Annotated in this window: 19 protein-coding genes and 1 riboswitch; of the genes, 10 read left to right on the top strand and 9 right to left on the bottom strand. The window is 55.8% G+C overall.

Annotated features, from left to right (window positions below; all coding sequences use genetic code 11):
* Window positions 1–9 precede the first annotated feature (9 nt).
* The gene (locus OGY07_RS17675) at window positions 10–1,338 is read right to left on the bottom strand and encodes an MFS transporter (RefSeq protein ID WP_286602097.1); all 1,329 of its coding nucleotides are present in this window, start codon (window positions 1,336–1,338) and stop codon (window positions 10–12) included.
* Between the two features lie 322 nt (window positions 1,339–1,660).
* Here OGY07_RS17675 and OGY07_RS17680 point away from each other — a divergent pair, with 322 nt between their 5' ends.
* From OGY07_RS17680 to OGY07_RS17705, 6 genes are all read left to right on the top strand, one after another.
* Window positions 1,661–2,584 carry a LysR substrate-binding domain-containing protein gene (locus OGY07_RS17680; RefSeq protein ID WP_042285092.1) on the top strand — a complete coding sequence of 308 codons (924 nt, stop codon included), beginning with the start codon at window positions 1,661–1,663 and terminating at the stop codon, window positions 2,582–2,584.
* A gap of 71 nt (window positions 2,585–2,655) precedes the next feature.
* Window positions 2,656–3,330, top strand: coding sequence for a transcriptional regulator CecR (gene cecR, locus OGY07_RS17685; RefSeq protein WP_060569917.1), 675 nt, complete (start codon window positions 2,656–2,658; stop codon window positions 3,328–3,330).
* Window positions 3,330–4,325, top strand: a complete 996-nt coding sequence (hlyD, locus tag OGY07_RS17690; RefSeq protein WP_042285099.1) for a secretion protein HlyD — start codon at window positions 3,330–3,332, stop codon at window positions 4,323–4,325. The genes cecR and hlyD overlap by 1 nt, the downstream gene beginning before the upstream one ends.
* The gene (locus OGY07_RS17695) at window positions 4,318–6,054 is read left to right on the top strand and encodes an ATP-binding cassette domain-containing protein (protein ID WP_042285102.1); all 1,737 of its coding nucleotides are present in this window, start codon (window positions 4,318–4,320) and stop codon (window positions 6,052–6,054) included. Before hlyD ends, OGY07_RS17695 begins: the two co-directional genes overlap by 8 nt.
* Window positions 6,047–7,180: an ABC transporter permease gene (locus tag OGY07_RS17700; RefSeq protein WP_286602102.1), complete on the top strand. Its 1,134-nt coding sequence runs from the start codon at window positions 6,047–6,049 to the stop codon at window positions 7,178–7,180. Before OGY07_RS17695 ends, OGY07_RS17700 begins: the two co-directional genes overlap by 8 nt.
* Before the next feature lie 90 nt (window positions 7,181–7,270).
* The gene (locus tag OGY07_RS17705) at window positions 7,271–8,377 is read left to right on the top strand and encodes an ABC transporter permease (RefSeq protein WP_042285108.1); all 1,107 of its coding nucleotides are present in this window, start codon (window positions 7,271–7,273) and stop codon (window positions 8,375–8,377) included.
* On the opposite strand, the gene OGY07_RS17710 is transcribed toward OGY07_RS17705, so the two are convergent.
* On the bottom strand, window positions 8,339–8,749 hold the full coding sequence (locus tag OGY07_RS17710) for a YbhQ family protein (RefSeq protein ID WP_042285112.1): 411 nt from the start codon (window positions 8,747–8,749) through the stop codon (window positions 8,339–8,341). The genes OGY07_RS17705 and OGY07_RS17710 overlap by 39 nt on opposite strands.
* 131 nt (window positions 8,750–8,880) lie before the next feature.
* Here OGY07_RS17710 and OGY07_RS17715 point away from each other — a divergent pair, with 131 nt between their 5' ends.
* The 3 genes from OGY07_RS17715 to OGY07_RS17725 are packed head-to-tail and all read left to right on the top strand — an operon-like array spanning window position 8,881 to window position 11,842.
* Window positions 8,881–9,642, top strand: a complete 762-nt coding sequence (locus OGY07_RS17715) for an endonuclease/exonuclease/phosphatase family protein (protein WP_181821720.1) — start codon at window positions 8,881–8,883, stop codon at window positions 9,640–9,642.
* Entirely contained in the window at window positions 9,639–10,880 is a 1,242-nt protein-coding gene (gene clsB / locus OGY07_RS17720; RefSeq protein ID WP_042285117.1) for a cardiolipin synthase ClsB, read from the top strand. Before OGY07_RS17715 ends, clsB begins: the two co-directional genes overlap by 4 nt.
* Window positions 10,880–11,842, top strand: a complete 963-nt coding sequence (locus tag OGY07_RS17725) for a lysylphosphatidylglycerol synthase domain-containing protein (RefSeq protein WP_181821724.1) — start codon at window positions 10,880–10,882, stop codon at window positions 11,840–11,842. Before clsB ends, OGY07_RS17725 begins: the two co-directional genes overlap by 1 nt.
* Before the next feature lie 51 nt (window positions 11,843–11,893).
* On the opposite strand, the gene OGY07_RS17730 is transcribed toward OGY07_RS17725, so the two are convergent.
* From OGY07_RS17730 to moaA, 6 genes are all read right to left on the bottom strand, one after another.
* Window positions 11,894–12,598, bottom strand: a complete 705-nt coding sequence (locus OGY07_RS17730) for a Bax inhibitor-1/YccA family protein (protein WP_042285122.1) — start codon at window positions 12,596–12,598, stop codon at window positions 11,894–11,896.
* A gap of 50 nt (window positions 12,599–12,648) precedes the next feature.
* Window positions 12,649–13,101: a molybdopterin synthase catalytic subunit MoaE gene (gene moaE, locus OGY07_RS17735; RefSeq protein ID WP_286602108.1), complete on the bottom strand. Its 453-nt coding sequence runs from the start codon at window positions 13,099–13,101 to the stop codon at window positions 12,649–12,651.
* 1 nt (window position 13,102) lies between these two features.
* A complete protein-coding gene (gene moaD, locus OGY07_RS17740) occupies window positions 13,103–13,348 on the bottom strand; it encodes a molybdopterin synthase sulfur carrier subunit (RefSeq protein WP_042285128.1) in 246 nt (81 codons plus the stop codon).
* On the bottom strand, window positions 13,341–13,826 hold the full coding sequence (gene moaC / locus OGY07_RS17745) for a cyclic pyranopterin monophosphate synthase MoaC (protein WP_042285132.1): 486 nt from the start codon (window positions 13,824–13,826) through the stop codon (window positions 13,341–13,343). Before moaC ends, moaD begins: the two co-directional genes overlap by 8 nt.
* Window positions 13,827–13,828: 2 nt before the next feature.
* Window positions 13,829–14,341, bottom strand: a complete 513-nt coding sequence (moaB, locus tag OGY07_RS17750; protein WP_042285136.1) for a molybdenum cofactor biosynthesis protein B — start codon at window positions 14,339–14,341, stop codon at window positions 13,829–13,831.
* 19 nt (window positions 14,342–14,360) lie between these two features.
* Window positions 14,361–15,350: a GTP 3',8-cyclase MoaA gene (gene moaA / locus OGY07_RS17755; protein WP_199956400.1), complete on the bottom strand. Its 990-nt coding sequence runs from the start codon at window positions 15,348–15,350 to the stop codon at window positions 14,361–14,363.
* Window positions 15,338–15,487: riboswitch (molybdenum cofactor riboswitch) on the bottom strand. (Overlaps the previous gene by 13 nt.)
* 267 nt (window positions 15,488–15,754) lie before the next feature.
* On the opposite strand from moaA, the gene yvcK reads away from it, so the two are divergent.
* The gene (gene yvcK, locus OGY07_RS17760; RefSeq protein WP_181821728.1) at window positions 15,755–16,663 is read left to right on the top strand and encodes a uridine diphosphate-N-acetylglucosamine-binding protein YvcK; all 909 of its coding nucleotides are present in this window, start codon (window positions 15,755–15,757) and stop codon (window positions 16,661–16,663) included.
* Between the two features lie 74 nt (window positions 16,664–16,737).
* Here the strand turns inward: yvcK and uvrB are convergent, their stop codons facing one another.
* The gene (gene uvrB, locus OGY07_RS17765) at window positions 16,738–18,759 is read right to left on the bottom strand and encodes an excinuclease ABC subunit UvrB (RefSeq protein WP_286602113.1); all 2,022 of its coding nucleotides are present in this window, start codon (window positions 18,757–18,759) and stop codon (window positions 16,738–16,740) included.
* Window positions 18,760–18,944 lie beyond the last annotated feature (185 nt).

Consider the following 18,944-nt stretch of genomic DNA (forward strand, 5'->3'; position numbering starts at 1 on the left):
AAAGATTTATTATTGTGGTTCATCAAGAAACAGAATCACCACTAAACCAATCGCTGCGCAAATACCAAAATAGGTGAAGACAGAATTAAAGCTGCCGGTATTATCAAGTAAAAAACCGGCTACCATTGGGGAAACAAACCCACCGAGATTACCGCCGCTATTAATAATAGAGGAGGCAATAGGATACGTTTTAGCATCAGAAACCGCCATACCATAAGCGGTAAACGCGGGCCAGCCAATATTCAGACACAGGCCGACAAAAAATAATCCTACGCACACTGCCGCGGTGCTTGCCGGAATATTTAGCATGATAAGCATCATTATAACGGTTGAAACGGCGGTAAAAATCATTGTCGGTTTGCGTCGACGCCCGAGTAGTTTATCAGAGATATACCCGCCGCCAATCGCGCCGAAAAATCCTCCAATGCAAGGCATACTGGCAACCAGCCCCATACTCATAAAGTCGAAGCCTTTTTCTTTCACCAGATAAAGCGGAATCCAGGTCAACAGGCCATACAGCACGCTGACCATCATAAAATAAGCCAGACAATCGCCGAGAATATTCTTCGACGTAAATAATCCTTTTGCCGTATCTATGGGTGCCATTTTTCTCACCCGGATGAATTTATCCAGCCACGTAAATTTATCAGCAATGACAATATTTTCTCGCGTTTGATTATTTTCGCCCTGGCTGGCGTTAATTTCCGCCAGTTCACTCTCTGAAACAAAACGGCTTTCCGAAGGTTTGGTTTTCACCAGCAGATACCAGGCGATGGCTGCCACAATGCCCGGAATGGCGAAAGAATAGAATACCCAGCGCCAGCCCCAGGTTACCGCTATCCAGACCGCCAGCGGTGGAACGATAATCGGGGCAAACATCGTCGCGGCAATATACACGCCCGTCGCTGTGGCTTTTTCTTTGGGCGGAAACCAGCTATTGATGGTCGACGCCAGCCCAACCGGACACGGCCCTTCGCTCAACCCCAGACCCAGGCGCACCAGTTTTAAGCCCAGGACCGAGCTGACGGTGCCCATCAACCAGGTAAATGCGGAAAAACCAAAGATAGATAATGAAACCAACCCGCGCGTGCCACGCTTCGCAATGAAAAAACCGGCCGGAATCTGACTTACCGCATATCCCAAAAAGAACATACTGGCGATCGCACCGGCCTCGAAGTTGTTGATATGAAACTCATCGATGATAAACGGCAGTACGGCGCCGATATTCGTACGATCGGCATAATTAATGGCATACACCAGGAAAATCATCGTTAAAACGACAAAACGATACTTTGTTTTCCTGGTGTCGGTACAGACAACCGTATCTATACGTGACATAGGGTATCCTCTTTATTGTTTTATCTTTTTTCGTGCCCGTCGCCGCAGCACCTTTATTCAGACCTTCAAGGGCAATATAACAACGTGATCAAAAATCGGCATTTAGATAACCTCAATTGAGATTGAGAAAAATTTGATTCGTGACTGCATTCAAATTAAAGCGATCCTGGAAAGCCAATTTTCCAAATCATAAAATGCGATCGACCTCACAATTCATCACCTTAACTCCCTGATAACGAAGAAAAATCATGCTGAATATTTGCCTAATTGCACGCCAACTGTTTATCTGTTTCTTCTCATTGCTTTCATCGGGAATAGAATTATGAGCGCCCCCGTCCCCAATAAAACGCTGCCGGTTCCATCTTTGCGTAACATTCAGGCTTTTATCGAAGTCGCCGATACTGGCAGTCTGAATATTGCCGCTGAAAACCTTAACATTACGGCTTCTGCCGTGAGCCATCAGATTGCGAGCCTGGAAAATTATTTAGGTAAAAAATTATTTTCCCGCAGCAGTAAAGGCGTAAAACTGACCACCATCGGCGAGCGCTACCTCAAAGAGGTCTCCGGCGCCTTAAATATTATTGGCCAGGCGACTAACCAGGTGATTCATGACATCCATCAGGACTATTTGCGCATTCATTCGGCCCCCAGCTTTGGCTTACTCTGGCTGATGCCCAGGCTGGATCGCTTTCGCCAGGCGTGGCCCGAACTGAAAATCAGCCTGACCTGCTCCTATGAAAGCATTCAGTTTTCTCGCGACAATATTGACATCGATATTCGTCACGGCCTTTCACAGTGGCCGACACTGGTGGTGAAAACCATCCGTAATGAAAGCGTGTTGCCCTACTCATCACAGACCTGGCTGGAACATCACCCGGTGAAATCCCCTGAAGATCTGCTGTCGTGCGATCTCATCCATTCCGACAGCACCCTGATTAACTGGAACAACTGGTTCTCCTGGCACAAAGTGCGCGGCTTCAACAAAAATTTTATTTTCAACTTTGACCGCTCCTATATGAGCATCGAAGCGGCAAGAATGGGATTGGGTGTTATCCTTGAAAGTAACCTGCTGGCGGGAGAAAGCCTGCGTAAACAGCATTTGCAGCCGGTATTCGCAGAGGATGTCAGCATGTCGGTGAATGCCCATCATCTGGTTATGCCGCATACCAGCGAACAAAAAGCAAAAGTAAAAGCGTTTATCGCCTGGATATCCGAGGAACTCAACGCCGCCGGGTTCCAGATTTAAGCGCGGACTGGACAGAATGCAAACAGCAGACTATTTTTAATCAATCGATTGATTAAGAATCAGGTCGCGCGATGACTACCCCCACGATGACAAGCAAAGGCGAACAGGCGAAAAGCCAACTGATCGCCGCCGCGCTGGCGCAGTTCGGCGAGTATGGCCTGCATGCCACGACTCGCGACATAGCCGCCCTGGCCGGACAGAACATTGCCGCTATCCCCTACTACTTTGGTTCGAAAGAGGATTTATACCTCGCCTGCGCCCAGTGGATTGCCGACTTCATTGGAGAACAGTTTCGCCCACACGCCGAAGAGGCGGAGCAACTGTTTAGCCAGCCGGAGCCGGACCGCGCGGCGATGCGCGAACTGATCCTTCGCGCCTGTAAGAACATGATTATGCTGCTGACCCAGGAAGACACCGTGAATCTGAGCAAGTTTATCTCGCGCGAGCAGCTTTCCCCTACGGCGGCTTATCAGCTGGTCCACAAGCAGGTAATCGACCCGCTGCACAGCCATCTGACGCGTCTTATTGCCGCCTACACCGGCTGCGATGCCCACGACACGCGCACCATTTTGCACACCCATGCTCTGCTGGGCGAAGTGCTGGCGTTCCGCCTTGGCAAAGAAACCATTCTGTTACGCGCCGGCTGGTCACAATTTGATGATGAAAAAACGGCGCTGATCGAGCAGACGGTGACCTGTCATATCGATCTCATTCTGCAAGGTCTATCGCAAAGGAGTCTGGACTGATGAAAAAACCTGTTGTTATCGGGCTGGCTATCGCGGTGCTGGTCGCCGTATTGGCGGGCGGCGCCTGGTGGTATCAGAGTCGGCAGGATAACGGTCTGACGCTCTACGGCAACGTCGATATTCGCACTGTGAATATGAGCTTTCGCGTCGGCGGTCGGCTTGCCTCGCTGACCGTGGACGAAGGCGACACGATTAAAGCCGGACAGGTGCTGGGCGAACTGGATCACGCGCCGTATGAAAACGCGCTAATGCAGGCGAAAGCCGGTGTGTCCGTCGCCCAGGCCCAGTATGACCTGATGCTGGCAGGCTATCGCGACGAAGAGATCGCCCAGGCCGCCGCCTCGGTAAGGCAGGCGCAGGCGGCGTATGACTATGCGCAAAACTTCTATAACCGTCAGCAGGGACTCTGGAAAAGTCGCACCATCTCCGCCAACGACCTTGAAAATGCCCGTTCGTCCCGCGATCAGGCGCTGGCGACGCTGAAATCCGCACAGGATAAGCTGAGCCAGTACCGCTCCGGTAACCGCGAGCAGGATATCGCCCAGGCGAAGGCCAGTCTTGAACAGGCCCAGGCCCAGCTGGCGCAGGCGGAGCTCGATCTTCAGGACACCACTCTGCTGGCGCCGTCGAACGGTACGCTGCTGACCCGCGCGGTAGAGCCCGGCAGCATGCTCAACGCAGGCAGCACGGTCTTGACCCTGTCGCTCACCCGCCCGGTGTGGGTTCGCGCCTATGTCGATGAGCGAAACCTAAGCCAGGCGCAGCCGGGACGCGACATCCTGCTGTATACCGATGGCCGTCCGGATAAGCCGTATCACGGCAAAATCGGCTTTGTCTCCCCGACCGCAGAGTTTACGCCAAAGACCGTTGAAACGCCGGATCTGCGTACCGACCTGGTGTATCGCCTGCGCATTGTCGTGACCGATGCCGACGACGCGCTGCGTCAGGGAATGCCGGTCACGTTGCGGTTCAGCGATGAGGCAGGACATGAATGACGCCGTCATTACGCTCACGGGACTGACAAAGCGTTTCGCGGGCATGGATAAGCCCGCGGTCGCACCGCTCGACTGCACCATTCACGCCGGTTACGTCACCGGACTGGTAGGGCCAGACGGCGCGGGTAAAACGACCCTGATGCGTATGCTGGCGGGCCTGTTGAAGCCCGATGACGGCGCGGCGACGGTGATCGGCTTTGATCCGATCAAAAACGACAGCGCGCTGCACGCGGTGCTCGGCTATATGCCGCAAAAATTCGGGCTGTATGAGGATCTCACCGTCATGGAGAACCTGAATCTGTACGCCGACCTGCGTAGCGTCACCGGTGAGGTGCGGGAAAAAACCTTTGCCCGTCTGCTGGAATTCACCTCTCTCGGTCCGTTTACCGGACGCCTGGCCGGAAAACTCTCTGGCGGTATGAAGCAGAAACTGGGGCTGGCCTGTACGCTGGTGGGCGAACCGAAAGTGCTGTTGCTGGACGAACCCGGCGTCGGTGTGGATCCCATTTCCCGCCGCGAGCTATGGCAAATGGTGCACGAGCTGGCGGGTGACGGGATGCTGATCCTCTGGAGCACCTCCTATCTCGACGAAGCCGAGCAATGCCGCGACGTACTGCTGATGAACGAAGGCGAGCTGCTGTACCAGGGCGATCCGACGCAGCTGACCAAAACCATGGCCGGGCGCAGTTTCCTGATGCATAGCCCGCAGGAGAACAACCGCAAACTGCTTCAGCGGGCGTTAAAGCTGCCGCAGGTGAGCGACGGCATGATCCAGGGCAAGTCGGTGCGTCTGATCGTCAAAAAAGAGACGTCGGCAGAAGACATTCGTCGTGCCGAAGGCATGCCGGACATTGCGATCAACGAAACCGCGCCGCGCTTTGAAGATGCGTTTATCGATCTGCTGGGCGGCGCCGCCACGTCAGAGTCGCCGCTGGGCGCGATTCTGCACACCGTGGAAGGCACGCCCGGCGAAACCGTGATTGAAGCAAAAGCGTTGACGAAAAAATTTGGCGATTTCGCCGCCACCGACCACGTTAACTTCGCCGTACAGCGTGGAGAGATCTTCGGCCTGCTGGGGCCAAACGGCGCAGGTAAGTCCACCACCTTTAAAATGATGTGCGGCCTGCTGGTGCCGACCTCGGGTAAAGCGCTGGTACTGGATATGGACCTGAAGGTCAGCTCCGGCAAGGCGCGCCAGCATCTCGGCTATATGGCGCAAAAATTTTCGCTCTACGGCAACCTGACGGTCGAACAAAATCTGCGCTTCTTCTCCGGCGTGTATGGCCTGCGCGGACGAGCGCAGAACGAAAAAATCGCCCGCATGAGCGAAGCGTTTGGCCTGAAAAGCATTGCCGCCCAGGCAACCGACGCGCTGCCGCTGGGCTTCAAACAGCGACTGGCGCTGGCCTGTTCGCTGATGCATGAGCCGGACATCCTCTTTCTTGACGAGCCGACCTCCGGCGTCGACCCGATCACCCGCCGCGAATTCTGGTTGCACATCAACAGCATGGTGGAAAAAGGGGTGACGGTGATGGTTACCACTCACTTTATGGACGAGGCGGAATACTGCGACCGTATCGGACTGGTGTATCGGGGCAAGCTGATCGCCAGCGGTACGCCGGATGACCTGAAAGCGCAGGCCGCCGATGACGACACGGCGGACCCGACCATGGAGCAGGCCTTCATCACCCTGATCAACGAATGGGATAAGGAGCACGGACATGCGTAATCCGCTTCTCTCCTGGCGCCGCGTTCGCGCTCTGTGTGTGAAAGAGACGCGGCAGATCGTCCGCGATCCCAGCAGTTGGCTGATTGCGGTGGTGATCCCCCTGCTGCTGCTGTTCATTTTCGGCTACGGAATTAACCTCGATTCCAGCAAGCTGCGCGTCGGCATTTTGCTGGAACAGCAGAGTGAAGAGGCGCTGGACTTTACTCACGCGATGACCGGCTCGCCGTACATTGACGCCACCATCAGCGATAACCGTCAGGCGCTGATCGAAAAAATGCAGGCCGGGCGGATCCGCGGTCTGGTGGTTATTCCGGTGGATTTCGCCGAAAAGATGGCGCGCGACGACGATACCGCGCCCATTCAGGTGATCACCGACGGCAGCGAACCCAACACCGCCAACTTTGTGCAGGGCTACGTGGAAGGCATCTGGCAGATCTGGCAAATGCAGCGCGCCGAAGACCGGGGGGAAGAATTTGAACCATTAATTGACGTACAGACGCGCTACTGGTTTAACCCGGCGGCCATCAGCCAACACTTTATCATTCCCGGCGCGGTGACCATTATCATGACGGTGATTGGCGCGATCCTCACCTCACTGGTTGTGGCGCGTGAATGGGAGCGTGGCACCATGGAGGCGCTCCTCTCGACGGAAGTCACGCGCGTTGAGCTGTTGCTGTGCAAACTCATCCCTTACTACTTTCTCGGTATGCTGGCCATGCTGCTTTGTATGCTGGTGTCGGTGTTTATTCTCGGCGTACCCTACCGCGGCTCGTTGCTGCTGCTGTTCTTCATCACCAGTCTGTTTTTACTGAGCACGCTGGGGATGGGACTGCTCATTTCCACCATCACCCGTAACCAGTTTAACGCCGCCCAGGTGGCGCTGAATGCCGCATTCTTGCCGTCGATTATGCTGTCCGGGTTTATTTTCCAGATCGACAGCATGCCGGCGGTGATCCGCGCAGTGACGTATATCATTCCGGCGCGTTATTTCGTCAGTACCCTGCAAAGCCTGTTTCTGGCGGGAAATATCCCGGTGGTGCTGGTGGTAAACGTGCTGTTTTTGATCGCTTCGGCGGTGATGTTCATTGGCCTGACGTGGATGAAAACCAAACGTCGGCTGGATTGATTGTTCGCCTGATGGCGCTGTGCTTATCAGACCTACGGGCATACAGGCCGGAACCGGCATTTACGCCGCCTCCGGCGCGAGGAAAATGAGATGTTTCATCGCTTATGGACGCTGATCCGCAAAGAGTTGCAGTCTTTACTGCGCGAACCGCAGACCCGCGCGATTTTAATTCTGCCGGTGCTGATACAGGTGATCCTGTTTCCCTTTGCCGCGACGCTGGAGGTCACGAACGCCACCATTGCCGTGTATAACGAGGATAACGGTAAACACGCCGTGGAGTTGACCCAGCGCTTCGCCCGCGCCAAAGCCTTCACTCACGTGCTGTTGCTGAACAGCCCGCAGGAGATTCAGCCCACCATCGACACACAGAAAGCGCTGCTGCTGGTCCGCTTTCCGGCGGATTTTTCCCGCAATCTGGACACCTTCCAGCCCGCACCGATGCAGTTGATTCTTGATGGGCGTAACTCCAACAGCGCGCAGATCGCCGCCAATTATCTCCAGCAAATCGTCAAGGTTTACCAGCAGGAACTGATGGAAGGCAAACCGAAGCCGAACAACAGCGAGTTGGTAGTCCGCAACTGGTATAACCCGAACCTCGACTACAAATGGTTTGTGGTGCCGTCGCTGATTGCCATGATCACGACGATCGGCGTCATGATCGTGACCTCGCTCTCGGTGGCGCGCGAGCGCGAACAGGGCACGCTCGACCAGTTGCTGGTCTCGCCGCTCACCACCTGGCAAATCTTTATCGGTAAAGCGGTGCCTGCGCTGATAGTCGCCACGTTCCAGGCGACTATCGTGCTGGCCATCGGGATCTGGGCGTACCAAATCCCCTTTGCCGGATCGCTGGCGCTGTTTTACTTCACGATGGTGATTTACGGACTGTCACTGGTCGGGTTTGGGCTGCTGATCTCCTCGCTCTGCTCAACGCAGCAGCAGGCGTTTATCGGCGTGTTTGTCTTTATGATGCCTGCGATTTTGCTGTCGGGTTACGTCTCGCCGGTCGAAAATATGCCGGTATGGTTGCAGAACCTGACGTGGATTAACCCGATTCGTCACTTTACCGATATCACCAAGCAGATCTATCTGAAGGACGCGAGTTTATCGATTGTCTGGGGGAGTTTGTGGCCGCTACTGGTGATCGCGGCCACGACGGGATCAGCGGCGTATGCGATGTTTAGACGCAAGGTCATGTAGCTTTTTGTCTTTCGCCAGCAGCGATACCACGGCGGGCCCGGCAAGGATAGCGACGCCCGCTAACGCGAGCAGGACATTATTTTGCAGCACACGGGACAACAGCCACAGCACAATCAGCGCCGCGCCGAAATACCAGGTGGTGGTGAGTTCTTCCAGCACGTCGGCCACTTCCCGCCAACGCTGTTCATGATGGCGTTGCAGTGCCAGCATCAGCAGTACGGTGATGCCGTACACGACACATAATCCAAGGCCGACGCGAACCAGCGTGCCGCTCATCCAGCCCATTACCAGCATCGCCACTACCAGTAAATGCAACATTATCTGCCAGCAACTTAACCCCGTTGCGACACGAACACGTTGTTGCCACTTCATGGCTTTTCTCCTGAAGGATTTCCGTCTAATGATTCAGAGTACCGAACTTTACGGAAAATTCCGTAACAACGCACCTTTTTGTGACGACGACTACACTATTTACTCGGGATAGTGACGTTGACAGGAGAATCATGACTCAACACACCGGTAATTTTTCATTCAAAGTGCTCACCATTAATACGCACAAAGGGTTCACCGCCTTTAACAAGCGCTTTATTTTGCCAGAGCTGCGCGACGCTGTGCGCACAGTCGGCGCCGACATTGTGTGCCTGCAGGAAGTGCTGGGCGCCCATGAAGTGCATCCGCTGCACGTTGAGAACTGGCCGGACACTACCCATTACGAATTTCTCGCCGATACCATGTGGAGCGACTACGCCTATGGACGCAACGCGGTATACCCGGAAGGGCATCATGGCAACGCGGTGCTGTCGCGCTATCCGATTGAACACTATGAAAACCGCGATGTGTCGGTCGCGGGCAGCGAAAAGCGCGGCGTGCTGTACTGCCGCATAGTGCCGCCGCAGCTTAACCATCCAATCCATGTGATGTGCGTCCATCTGGGCTTACGGGAAGCGCATCGTCAGGCGCAACTCAAAATGCTGGCCGACTGGGTCAACGCCCTGCCCGACGGCGAACCCGTGGTGGTGGCTGGCGATTTCAACGACTGGCGGCAAAAAGCCAACCATCCGCTGAAAAAAGCGGCCGGGCTGGAGGAGATCTTCACCCGCGCCAACGGTCGTCCAGCGCGCACCTTTCCGGTCAGCCTGCCGCTATTACGACTCGATCGTATTTACGTAAAAAATGCCAATACCAGTGCGCCAACGGCGTTGCCGCTGCGCAACTGGCGTCATCTTTCCGATCATGCTCCCCTGAGCGCGGAGGTCCATTTATGAAGTGTGGCTGGCGTGAAGGTAACCAGATTCAGTTGCTGGAAAACGGCGATCAGTTTTACCCCGCCGTGTATAAAGCCATTGCCGAAGCAGAGCAAAGGATCATTCTGGAATCCTTCATCTGGTTTGAGGACAACGTTGGGAAACAGCTGCATGCGGCGCTGCTCAAAGCGGCCAAACGTGGCGTGAAGGCGGAAGTGCTGCTCGACGGCTACGGCTCGCCGGATCTCAGCGATGAATTTGTGGGTGAACTGACCGCCGCAGGCGTGGTGTTCCGCTACTACGATCCCCGCCCGCGGGTCTTTGGGATGCGCACCAACGTCTTTCGCCGCATGCACCGCAAAATTGTGGTGATCGACGCCAGGGTGGCATTTGTCGGTGGCATTAACTATTCCGATGAGCATATGTCCGACTATGGTCCCGAGGCCAAGCAGGATTACGCGGTACGCGTCGAAGGTCCGATTGTGGCCGATATTTTACAGTTCGAGGTGGAAAATCTTCCGGGGCAGAGCGCGGTACGCCGCTGGTGGAAGCGTCATCACCAGGCGGTAGAGAACCACCAGCCCGGCGAGGCGCAAGCGCTGTTTGTCTGGCGCGATAACGAAGAACATCGCGATGACATCGAACGCCACTACCTGAAAATGCTGACCCAGGCGCGGCGGGAGGTGATTATCGCCAACGCCTATTTCTTCCCCGGGTATCGGCTGCTCCATGCGATGCGCAATGCGGCGCGTCGCGGCGTACGCGTGAAGCTCATCGTACAGGGCGAACCGGATATGCCGATTGTGAAAGTCGGCGCGCGCCTGCTTTACAACTATCTGGTAAAGGGCGGCGTTCAGGTGTACGAATATCGCCGCAAACCGCTGCATGGCAAGGTGGCGTTAATGGACGACCATTGGGCGACGGTCGGCTCCAGTAATCTCGATCCGCTCAGCCTGTCGCTGAATCTGGAAGCGAACCTGATCATACACGACCGTCAGTTTAACCAGACTCTGCGCGATAACCTTAATGCGATCATCGAGAAAGACTGTAAACAGGTGGATGAGTCGATGGTGCCCAAACGCACCTGGTGGAACCTGACCAAGAGCGTGCTGGCGTTCCACTTTTTACGGCATTTCCCGGCGCTGGTGGGCTGGCTGCCTGCGCATACTCCACATCTGGCACAGGTTGAACCGCCAGCCCAGCCCGAGATGGAGACGCAGGACCGCGTTGAAGCACAAGATACAGGAGCGAAACCCTAATGGCGAAATCTCATCCGCGCTGGCGGCTGGCGAAAAAGATCCTTACCTGGCTTTTTTTTATTGCAGTAATTGTCCTGCTGGTCATCTATGCCAAAAAGGTCAACTGGGAGGATGTCTGGACGGTTATCCGCGACTACAACCGCGTGGCGCTGCTCAGCGCTGTCGGGCTGGTGATCGTCAGCTATTTATTGTACGGCTGCTACGATCTGTTAGGGCGCGCTTACTGCGGGCATAAGCTGGCGAAACGCCAGGTCATGCTGGTGTCGTTTATCTGCTACGCCTTTAACCTGACGCTAAGCACCTGGGTCGGCGGCATCGGGATGCGCTATCGACTCTATTCGCGCCTCGGTCTGCCAGGCAGCACCATCACCCGTATTTTCTCATTGAGTATTACCACCAACTGGCTGGGCTACATTCTGCTGGGCGGGATTATCTTTACCTTCGGTGTGGTGCAGTTGCCCGCCCATTGGTATATCGACGAAGGCACGCTGCGCATTCTCGGCGTGGCGCTACTGCTTGTCATCGCCGTGTATATGTGGTTCTGCGCCTTTGCTAAGCGCCGTCATGTCACCATCAAAGGGCAAAAACTGGTGCTGCCGTCGTGGAAATTTGCGCTGGTGCAAATGGCCATTTCGAGCGCCAACTGGATGGTGATGGGACTGATTATCTGGCTACTGATGGGCCAGGATGTGAACTACTTCTTTGTGCTGGGCGTGCTGTTGGTGAGCAGTATCGCCGGGGTGATAGTCCATATTCCTGCGGGGATCGGCGTGCTGGAAGCGGTGTTCATTGCGCTACTCGCCGGTGAGCATACTTCGCAAGGGACAATCATCGCCGCCCTGCTCGCTTACCGCGTACTGTATTATTTCATACCGCTGCTGCTGGCATTGATTTGTTATCTGGTACTGGAAAGCCGGGCGAAAAAGCTGCGGGCGAAAAACGAAAAGGCGATGGCGAAGTAGTCTTCTGATGTGCCGAACCTGATGGCGGAACCGCCATCAGGTTCGGTGAGATTACCGGCGGTTGCCGAAGATACGTAACAACATCAGGAACAGGTTGATAAAGTCCAGATACAGCGTCAGCGCCCCGAGAATCGAGTACTTGCGCAGGTTTGAACTGTCGCGCACATCAATCTGCTCGCCAATATTTTTCAGCTTCTGGGTGTCATAGGCGGTCAGGCCGACAAACACCACCACACCAATATAGGTCACTGCCCACATCAGCGCTTCGCTCTTCAGCCAGAAGTTCACCAGCGACGCCAGGATAATGCCTATCAGCGCCATAAACAGCATATTGCCCCAGCCGCTCAGGTCTCGTTTGGTGGTGTAACCCCACAGGCTCATCACGCCGAACATCCCGCCGGTCACCACAAAGGTGCTGGCGATGGACGAATAGGTATAGACGATAAAAATGCTCGACAGCGTCAACCCGGTGAGCGCCGAATAGAGCATAAACAGCGTGGTCGCCATGCCCGCGCTGAGCTTATGCACCATCGCCGAAAGCGCAATAACCAGCGCTAATTGGGCGATAATCAGGCCAAAAAAGGTGATTTTGCTGGAAAAGACGAACATCATGACCGCAGGGGTATTCGCCGCATACCACGCAATAAACGCGGTCAGCAGCAGTCCGACGGTCATCCAGCCGTACACTTGCGCCATATACGTTTGCAGACCGGAACGCGCCTGCACAATTGAATCGGATCGTGGAAATCTGTCCATGAAAATCTCCTGTTAAAAAAGTGACACCTGTATAAGCGTATCACATTCTGCTACCAGCGCTTTGCCGCCTGCTGGTCGCTGTCGCGGGCTTCCACCCAGCGCTCGCCCTCCGGCGTCGCTTCACGTTTCCAGAATGGCGCGCGGGTTTTCAGGTAGTCCATAATAAATTCGCCCGCCTCAAAGGCGCTACCGCGATGCGCGCTGGTGACGCCGACAAACACGATCTCATCGCCCGGCCACAGTTCGCCGATACGATGGATCACGGTAACGCGCCCCAGCGGCCAGCGCGTGCGCGCCTCTGCCACAATCTCGCCCAGCGCTTTTTCGGTCATGCCGGGATAGTGCTCCAGCGTCAGCGCCTTCACGCTGTCGCCGAGGTTGTGATTACGGACTTTGCCGGTGAAGGTCACAACCGCGCCGTCTTCGTCACGTTCCGCCAGCCACGGGTATTCGTCGCCGACACGAAACGGCGCCGGATCGACCACGATTTTCGTTTCCGCCATCTCAGCCTCCCGTTACCGGCGGGAAAAACGCCACCTCGTCACCCGCGCTTAACGGATGATCAAAGCTGACCAGCGTCTGGTTGACTGCCGCCAGCAGTTTGCCGTCTTCCAGGGCCAGCGCCCAGCGGTCGCTGTTTGTCGCCAGATGCTGGCGCAGCGCCTCAACGGTGGGAAAATCAGCCGCCACGTTCAGCGCATCGGTGCCGACCAGTTCGCGAACCTGGGCGAAGAAGAGAACCTTAATCATGAGAATCCGCCTTAAAATCACCCGATTTGCCGCCACTTTTCGCCAGCAGTCGCACCGGACCAATCACCATATCTTTCTGCACCGCTTTACACATATCGTAGATGGTCAGCGCCGCAACCGACGCGGCGGTTAACGCCTCCATCTCAACGCCGGTTTTGCCAGTCAGACGGCACAGTGACTCAATGCGCACGCGGTTGTGCTCCGGTTCAGCCAGCAGTTGCACTTCAACTTTGCTCAACAGCAACGGATGGCACAGCGGGATCAGCTCCCAGGTACGTTTTGCCGCCTGGATGCCCGCGATGCGCGCGGTGGCGAAGACATCGCCCTTATGGTGGCTGCCGTCAATAATCATCGCCAGTGTTTCACTGCGCATGGTGACAAAGGCTTCGGCGCGCGCTTCGCGAACAGTTTCCGCTTTAGCGGAAACGTCGACCATGTGCGCTTCGCCAGCGGCGTTAATATGGGTCAGTTGCGACATACTTATTTCTTCAGATGAGGGTGGAAGTTACACGGACGGGTGCGCGCATCAAGCTGCGGAGCAATGATATTATCCCAGGCGGTACGGCAGGCTTTCGTTGAACCCGGCATGGCGAAAATCAGCGTATGGTTGGCCATACCTGCCACCGCGCGCGACTGCAGCGTCGCGGTGCCAATCTCTTCAAACGACAGCATTCGGAAGAGTTCGCCAAAGCCTTCAACTTCGCGGTCAAACAGCGGCAGCAGGGCTTCCGGCGCCTGATCGCCTTCGGTGAGCCCTGTCCCGCCGGTGATCAGCACTACCTGGACGTTTTCGCTGGCGATCCACGCCGACACCTGGGCGCGGATGGCGTAGCGGTTCTCTTTGACGATGGCTTTATCCACCACCTGATGTCCCGCTTCCTGTGCCGCGTCACGCAGAAAATGACCGGAGGTATCTTCCTCCTCACCACGACGATTCGACACCGTAAGAATAGCGATACGGGTCGGGATAAATTCAGCGCTTACCTGACTCATGGAAAACTCCTTTTAGCGATCAACCGCCAATGTACGATAAGTTTTGCGTAATACCGGTGTTGTTCTGATGCAGGAAATGGGTCTGCTTTTTCTCACGCAGCGCGAGAGAAATACGTTTTTCCAGCGCATGCTGCTGCGAGTCTTCGACCAGCAGATCGCGCAGGCTGACGCCGCCGTCGCCAAACAAACAGAGATGCAGTTTACCCACCGAAGAGACGCGCAGTCGGTTACAGGTGGCGCAGAAATCTTTCTCGTACGGCATGATAAGGCCGATTTCGCCCGCATAGTCGGGGTGGCAGAAAACCTGCGCCGGGCCGTCGCTGCGCTGGCGCAGCTGGTGGATCCAACCACGACGCAGCAGTTCATCGCGCAGCACCTGGCCGGAAATATGGTGTTTGCGGAAAAGCGCGCTGCCCTCGCCCGTTTCCATCAGTTCGATGAAGCGTAGCTGGATAGGGCGCGTCTGGATCCAGTTCAGGAAGGTATCGAGCTGATGATGATTCACGTCACGCATCAGCACGGTATTGACTTTGACCTTTGTAAAGCCCGCCTCAAAGGCGGCGTCAATGCCCGCCATCACCTGCCGGAATTTGTCCTGTCCGGTAATGGCGTGAAACTGCCGGGCGTCCAGGCTGTCGACGCTGACATTGATGCCCGTCAACCCGGCCTCGCGCCAGGCTGCGGCATCACGCGCCAGGCGATAGCCGTTAGTAGTGACGGCTATCTGGCGGATGGCGTCGTTCTCCCGCACAGCAGCGATGATGTCAGTAAAATCGCGGCGCAGGGAAGGTTCACCGCCGGTCAGGCGCACTTTTTCGGTGCCAAGACTGGCAAACGCGCGGGTAACCCGACGAATTTCATCGACAGAAAGAAAACCGTTATTGGTGACGCCGCCGGGCTTGTAGCCATCCGGCAGACAGTAGGTGCAACGAAAGTTACACACATCGGTAATCGACAAACGCAGGTAATAAAACGTGCGCGCGAAAGCATCGGTCAGTTGTGAGGCCATAGACACCTTTCCAGTACGGGAGGCGCAGTCATTTCTTCCTGCACCCTGGTGGCAACGCGTTTACGCTGTCACGGCCAAAGCGCCATATCAATGTCTTCATTGACCCAGGCGCAGAGGCTAGAGTGTTTTTTAATGATTAGCCGATACTAGCGCGTAAACGACCATTTTGCCATTTACGCCTAACGCTATATAAACTTATATATAGCGTCATGATCGTGCTATTTCGCTACAGAATAAGCGAAAATGGGCTTTTTGCATTGATATACATCATTAGGCAGTAACCGACATCTCGTACAAAAGGGGTAGCTGCGCATAATTTATTTCTCTCTCCAGCGGGGAGTGAATTGCTGAAAACCCGCGATGTGCGCTACTGTAGCGAGGTAAATCTGACTTCAGGATATTTTATGCGCAATCGTACGCTGGCTGACCTGGATCGTGTCGTCGCTCTCGGCGGAGGGCATGGATTAGGACGCGTTCTCTCATCACTTTCATCACTGGGCTCACGCCTCACCGGCATTGTCACCACCACCGATAACGGCGGCTCGACCGGACGTATCCGCCGCTCGGAAGGCGGTATCGCCTGGGGGGATATGCGCAACTGCCTTAACCAGTTGATAACCGAACCCAGCGTCGCGTCGGCTATGTTTGAGTATCGTTTTGGCGGTAATGGCGAACTTTCGGGTCATAACCTGGGAAATTTGATGTTAAAGGCGCTCGATCACCTGAGCGTGCGGCCTCTGGAGGCGATCAATTTAATTCGTAACCTGCTTAAAGTCGACGCGCATTTAATCCCGATGTCGGAACTGCCGGTCGATCTGATGGCGATCGACGATCAGGGGCATGAGGTGTATGGCGAAGTGAATATTGACCAGTTGCTCACCCCGCCGCAGGACCTGATGCTGTCACCCAACGTGCCCACCACGCGGGAAGCGGTGCAGGCAATTAACGAAGCGGATTTGATCCTGATTGGCCCTGGCAGTTTTTACACCAGTCTGATGCCGATCCTGCTGCTGGATGACCTGGCGCAGGCGCTGCGCCGCACCCAGGCGCCGATGGTCTATATCGGCAATCTGGGGCGTGAACTGAGTCTGCCGGCAGCCAGCCTGACCCTGGTCGATAAACTGGCGATTATGGAGCAGTATGTCGGTAAACGAGTGATTGACGCCGTGGTCGTCGGTCCTAACGTTGACGTCAGCGCCATCAACGACAGAGTAGTGATTCAGGAGGAGCTGGAAGCCAGCGATATCCCCTATCGCCATGACCGCCAGCTACTGCACTGCGCGCTGGAAAAAGCGGTGCAGGCGCTGGGTTAAATCGGGCATGTCTCGATCGCGACCGGCGTAGCGCTTCGCTTTTCCGGTCTGCGACGCTTTGCCTGAATACCGGATTATGACGCGGCGATAAACAGCTCACGCAGTTGATGGAGCTGGTCGCGGATCTGCGCGGCTTCCTCGAACTCCAGATTCTGCGCGTGCTGCATCATCTGCCCCTCCAGCTCATGGATCTTCTGCTGCAGCGCCTTCGGCGACATATCCATCCCGACGATATCCGCCTTCTCCGTGGAGCGTGACTTGCCCCTGCCCTTCGCTTTGGTCTTCGCGATGTTCTGACCCAGCGCCAGAATATCGACCACTTTTTTGTTCAGCCCCTGCGGGGTAATGCCGTGCTGCTCGTTGTACTGCTGCTGTTTCTCACGGCGGCGCTCGGTTTCGCTAATGGCCTTCGCCATCGACGGGGTGATCTTATCGCCGTACAGGATCGCTTTGCCGTTAACGTTACGCGCCGCGCGGCCAATGGTCTGAATCAGCGAACGTTCAGAACGCAGGAACCCTTCTTTGTCCGCGTCAAGGATCGCCACCAGCGACACTTCCGGCATGTCGAGCCCCTCTCGCAACAGGTTGATCCCTACCAGCACGTCAAACTCGCCGAGGCGCAGGTCGCGAATGATCTCCATACGCTCGACGGTATCGATGTCCGAGTGCAGATAGCGCACCCGTTCACCGTGTTCCTCCAGGTATTCGGTGAGATCTTCCGCCATCCGCTTGGTTAAGGTTGTCACCAGCACGCGCTCATTGATAGACGCCCGCGCGCGGATCTCTGAAAGCAGGTCGTCCACCTGCGTCGCCACCGGACGCACCTCAATGACCGGATCCAGCAGGCCGGTCGGACGAACCACCTGATCCACCACGTCGCCGCCCGATTTCTCCAGCTCATAGTTGCCCGGCGTCGCGGAAACATAGATAGTCTGCGGGGCCAGCGCTTCAAACTCTTCGAACTTCAGCGGACGGTTATCCAGCGCGGAAGGCAAGCGGAACCCATACTCCACCAGCGTCTCTTTACGCGCTCTGTCGCCACGGTACATGCCGCCAATCTGCGGAATGGTGACGTGCGATTCATCCACCACCAGCAGGCCGTCTGCGGGCAGATAATCGAACAGCGTCGGCGGCGGCTCGCCCGGTCCGCGTCCAGAAAGATAGCGTGAATAGTTTTCGATCCCCGAACAGTAGCCAAGCTCGTTCATCATCTCAAGATCGAACTGGGTGCGCTGGCTGAGACGCTGCTCTTCCAGCAGCTTGTTGTTCGCCAGCAGGATCTTGCGCTGATCGACCAGTTCGTCTTTGATCTCTTCCATCGCCTGCAAAATACGCTCGCGCGGCGTGACATAGTGGGTTTTCGGGTAGATGGTGTAGCGGGGAATGGTCGATTCCACCTGTCCGGTGAGCGGATCAAACAACGACAGCCGCTCCACCTCTTCGTCAAACAGCTCCACACGTAGCGCGATGTCGTCGGATTCCGCCGGGAAGATGTCGATCACCTCGCCGCGTACGCGGAAGGTGCCGCGCTGGAACGCCTGATCGTTACGGGTGTACTGTAGCTCGGCCAGACGACGCAGGATCGCGCGCTGGTCGATCAGCATCCCCACCGTCAGGTGCAGCATCATTTTCAGGTACAGATCCGGGTCGCCCAGACCGTAGATCGCCGACACCGAGGCCACCACCACCACGTCGCGACGCTCGAGCAAGGCTTTGGTTGCCGACAAACGCATCTGCTCAATGTGTTCGTTTACCGACGCGTCTTTCTCAATGAAGGTGTCGGAACTGGGCACATAGGCTTCAGGCTGATAGTAGTCATAGTAAGAGACGAAATATTCCACCGCGTTTTCCGGAAAGAATTCTTTCATTTCGCCGTACAGCTGCGCCGCCAGCGTTTTGTTCGGCGCGAGTACCATGGTCGGACGCTGGAGGTCGGCAATGACATTGGCGATGGTGAACGTTTTCCCTGACCCCGTTACGCCAAGCAGCGTCTGATGCGCCAGGCCATCCTCCAGCCCTTCTTCGAGGCGTCGTATCGCCTCTGGCTGGTCGCCTGACGGTTTAAATGCGGAATTCAGTTTGAACGGTTTACTCATGGGCAGCTACCTGAAGCAATGGGCGGGCAGGCTTGTAATTTTACTCGCAGCGCATAATTTTGCCAGTAAAATATACTGGATGAAAAAACAGTAACAACGGAGAATATTTGTGTTACGCGCCGAAAAGACACAGCGTCAGCGGCGAGAATTTCACCGCTGACAAGATAATCTTCTGACCGGCGGGG

Origin of the sequence: Citrobacter sp. Cs237, assembly GCF_030332325.1 — a bacterium.
GTDB classification, from domain to species: domain Bacteria; phylum Pseudomonadota; class Gammaproteobacteria; order Enterobacterales; family Enterobacteriaceae; genus Citrobacter_A; species Citrobacter_A sedlakii.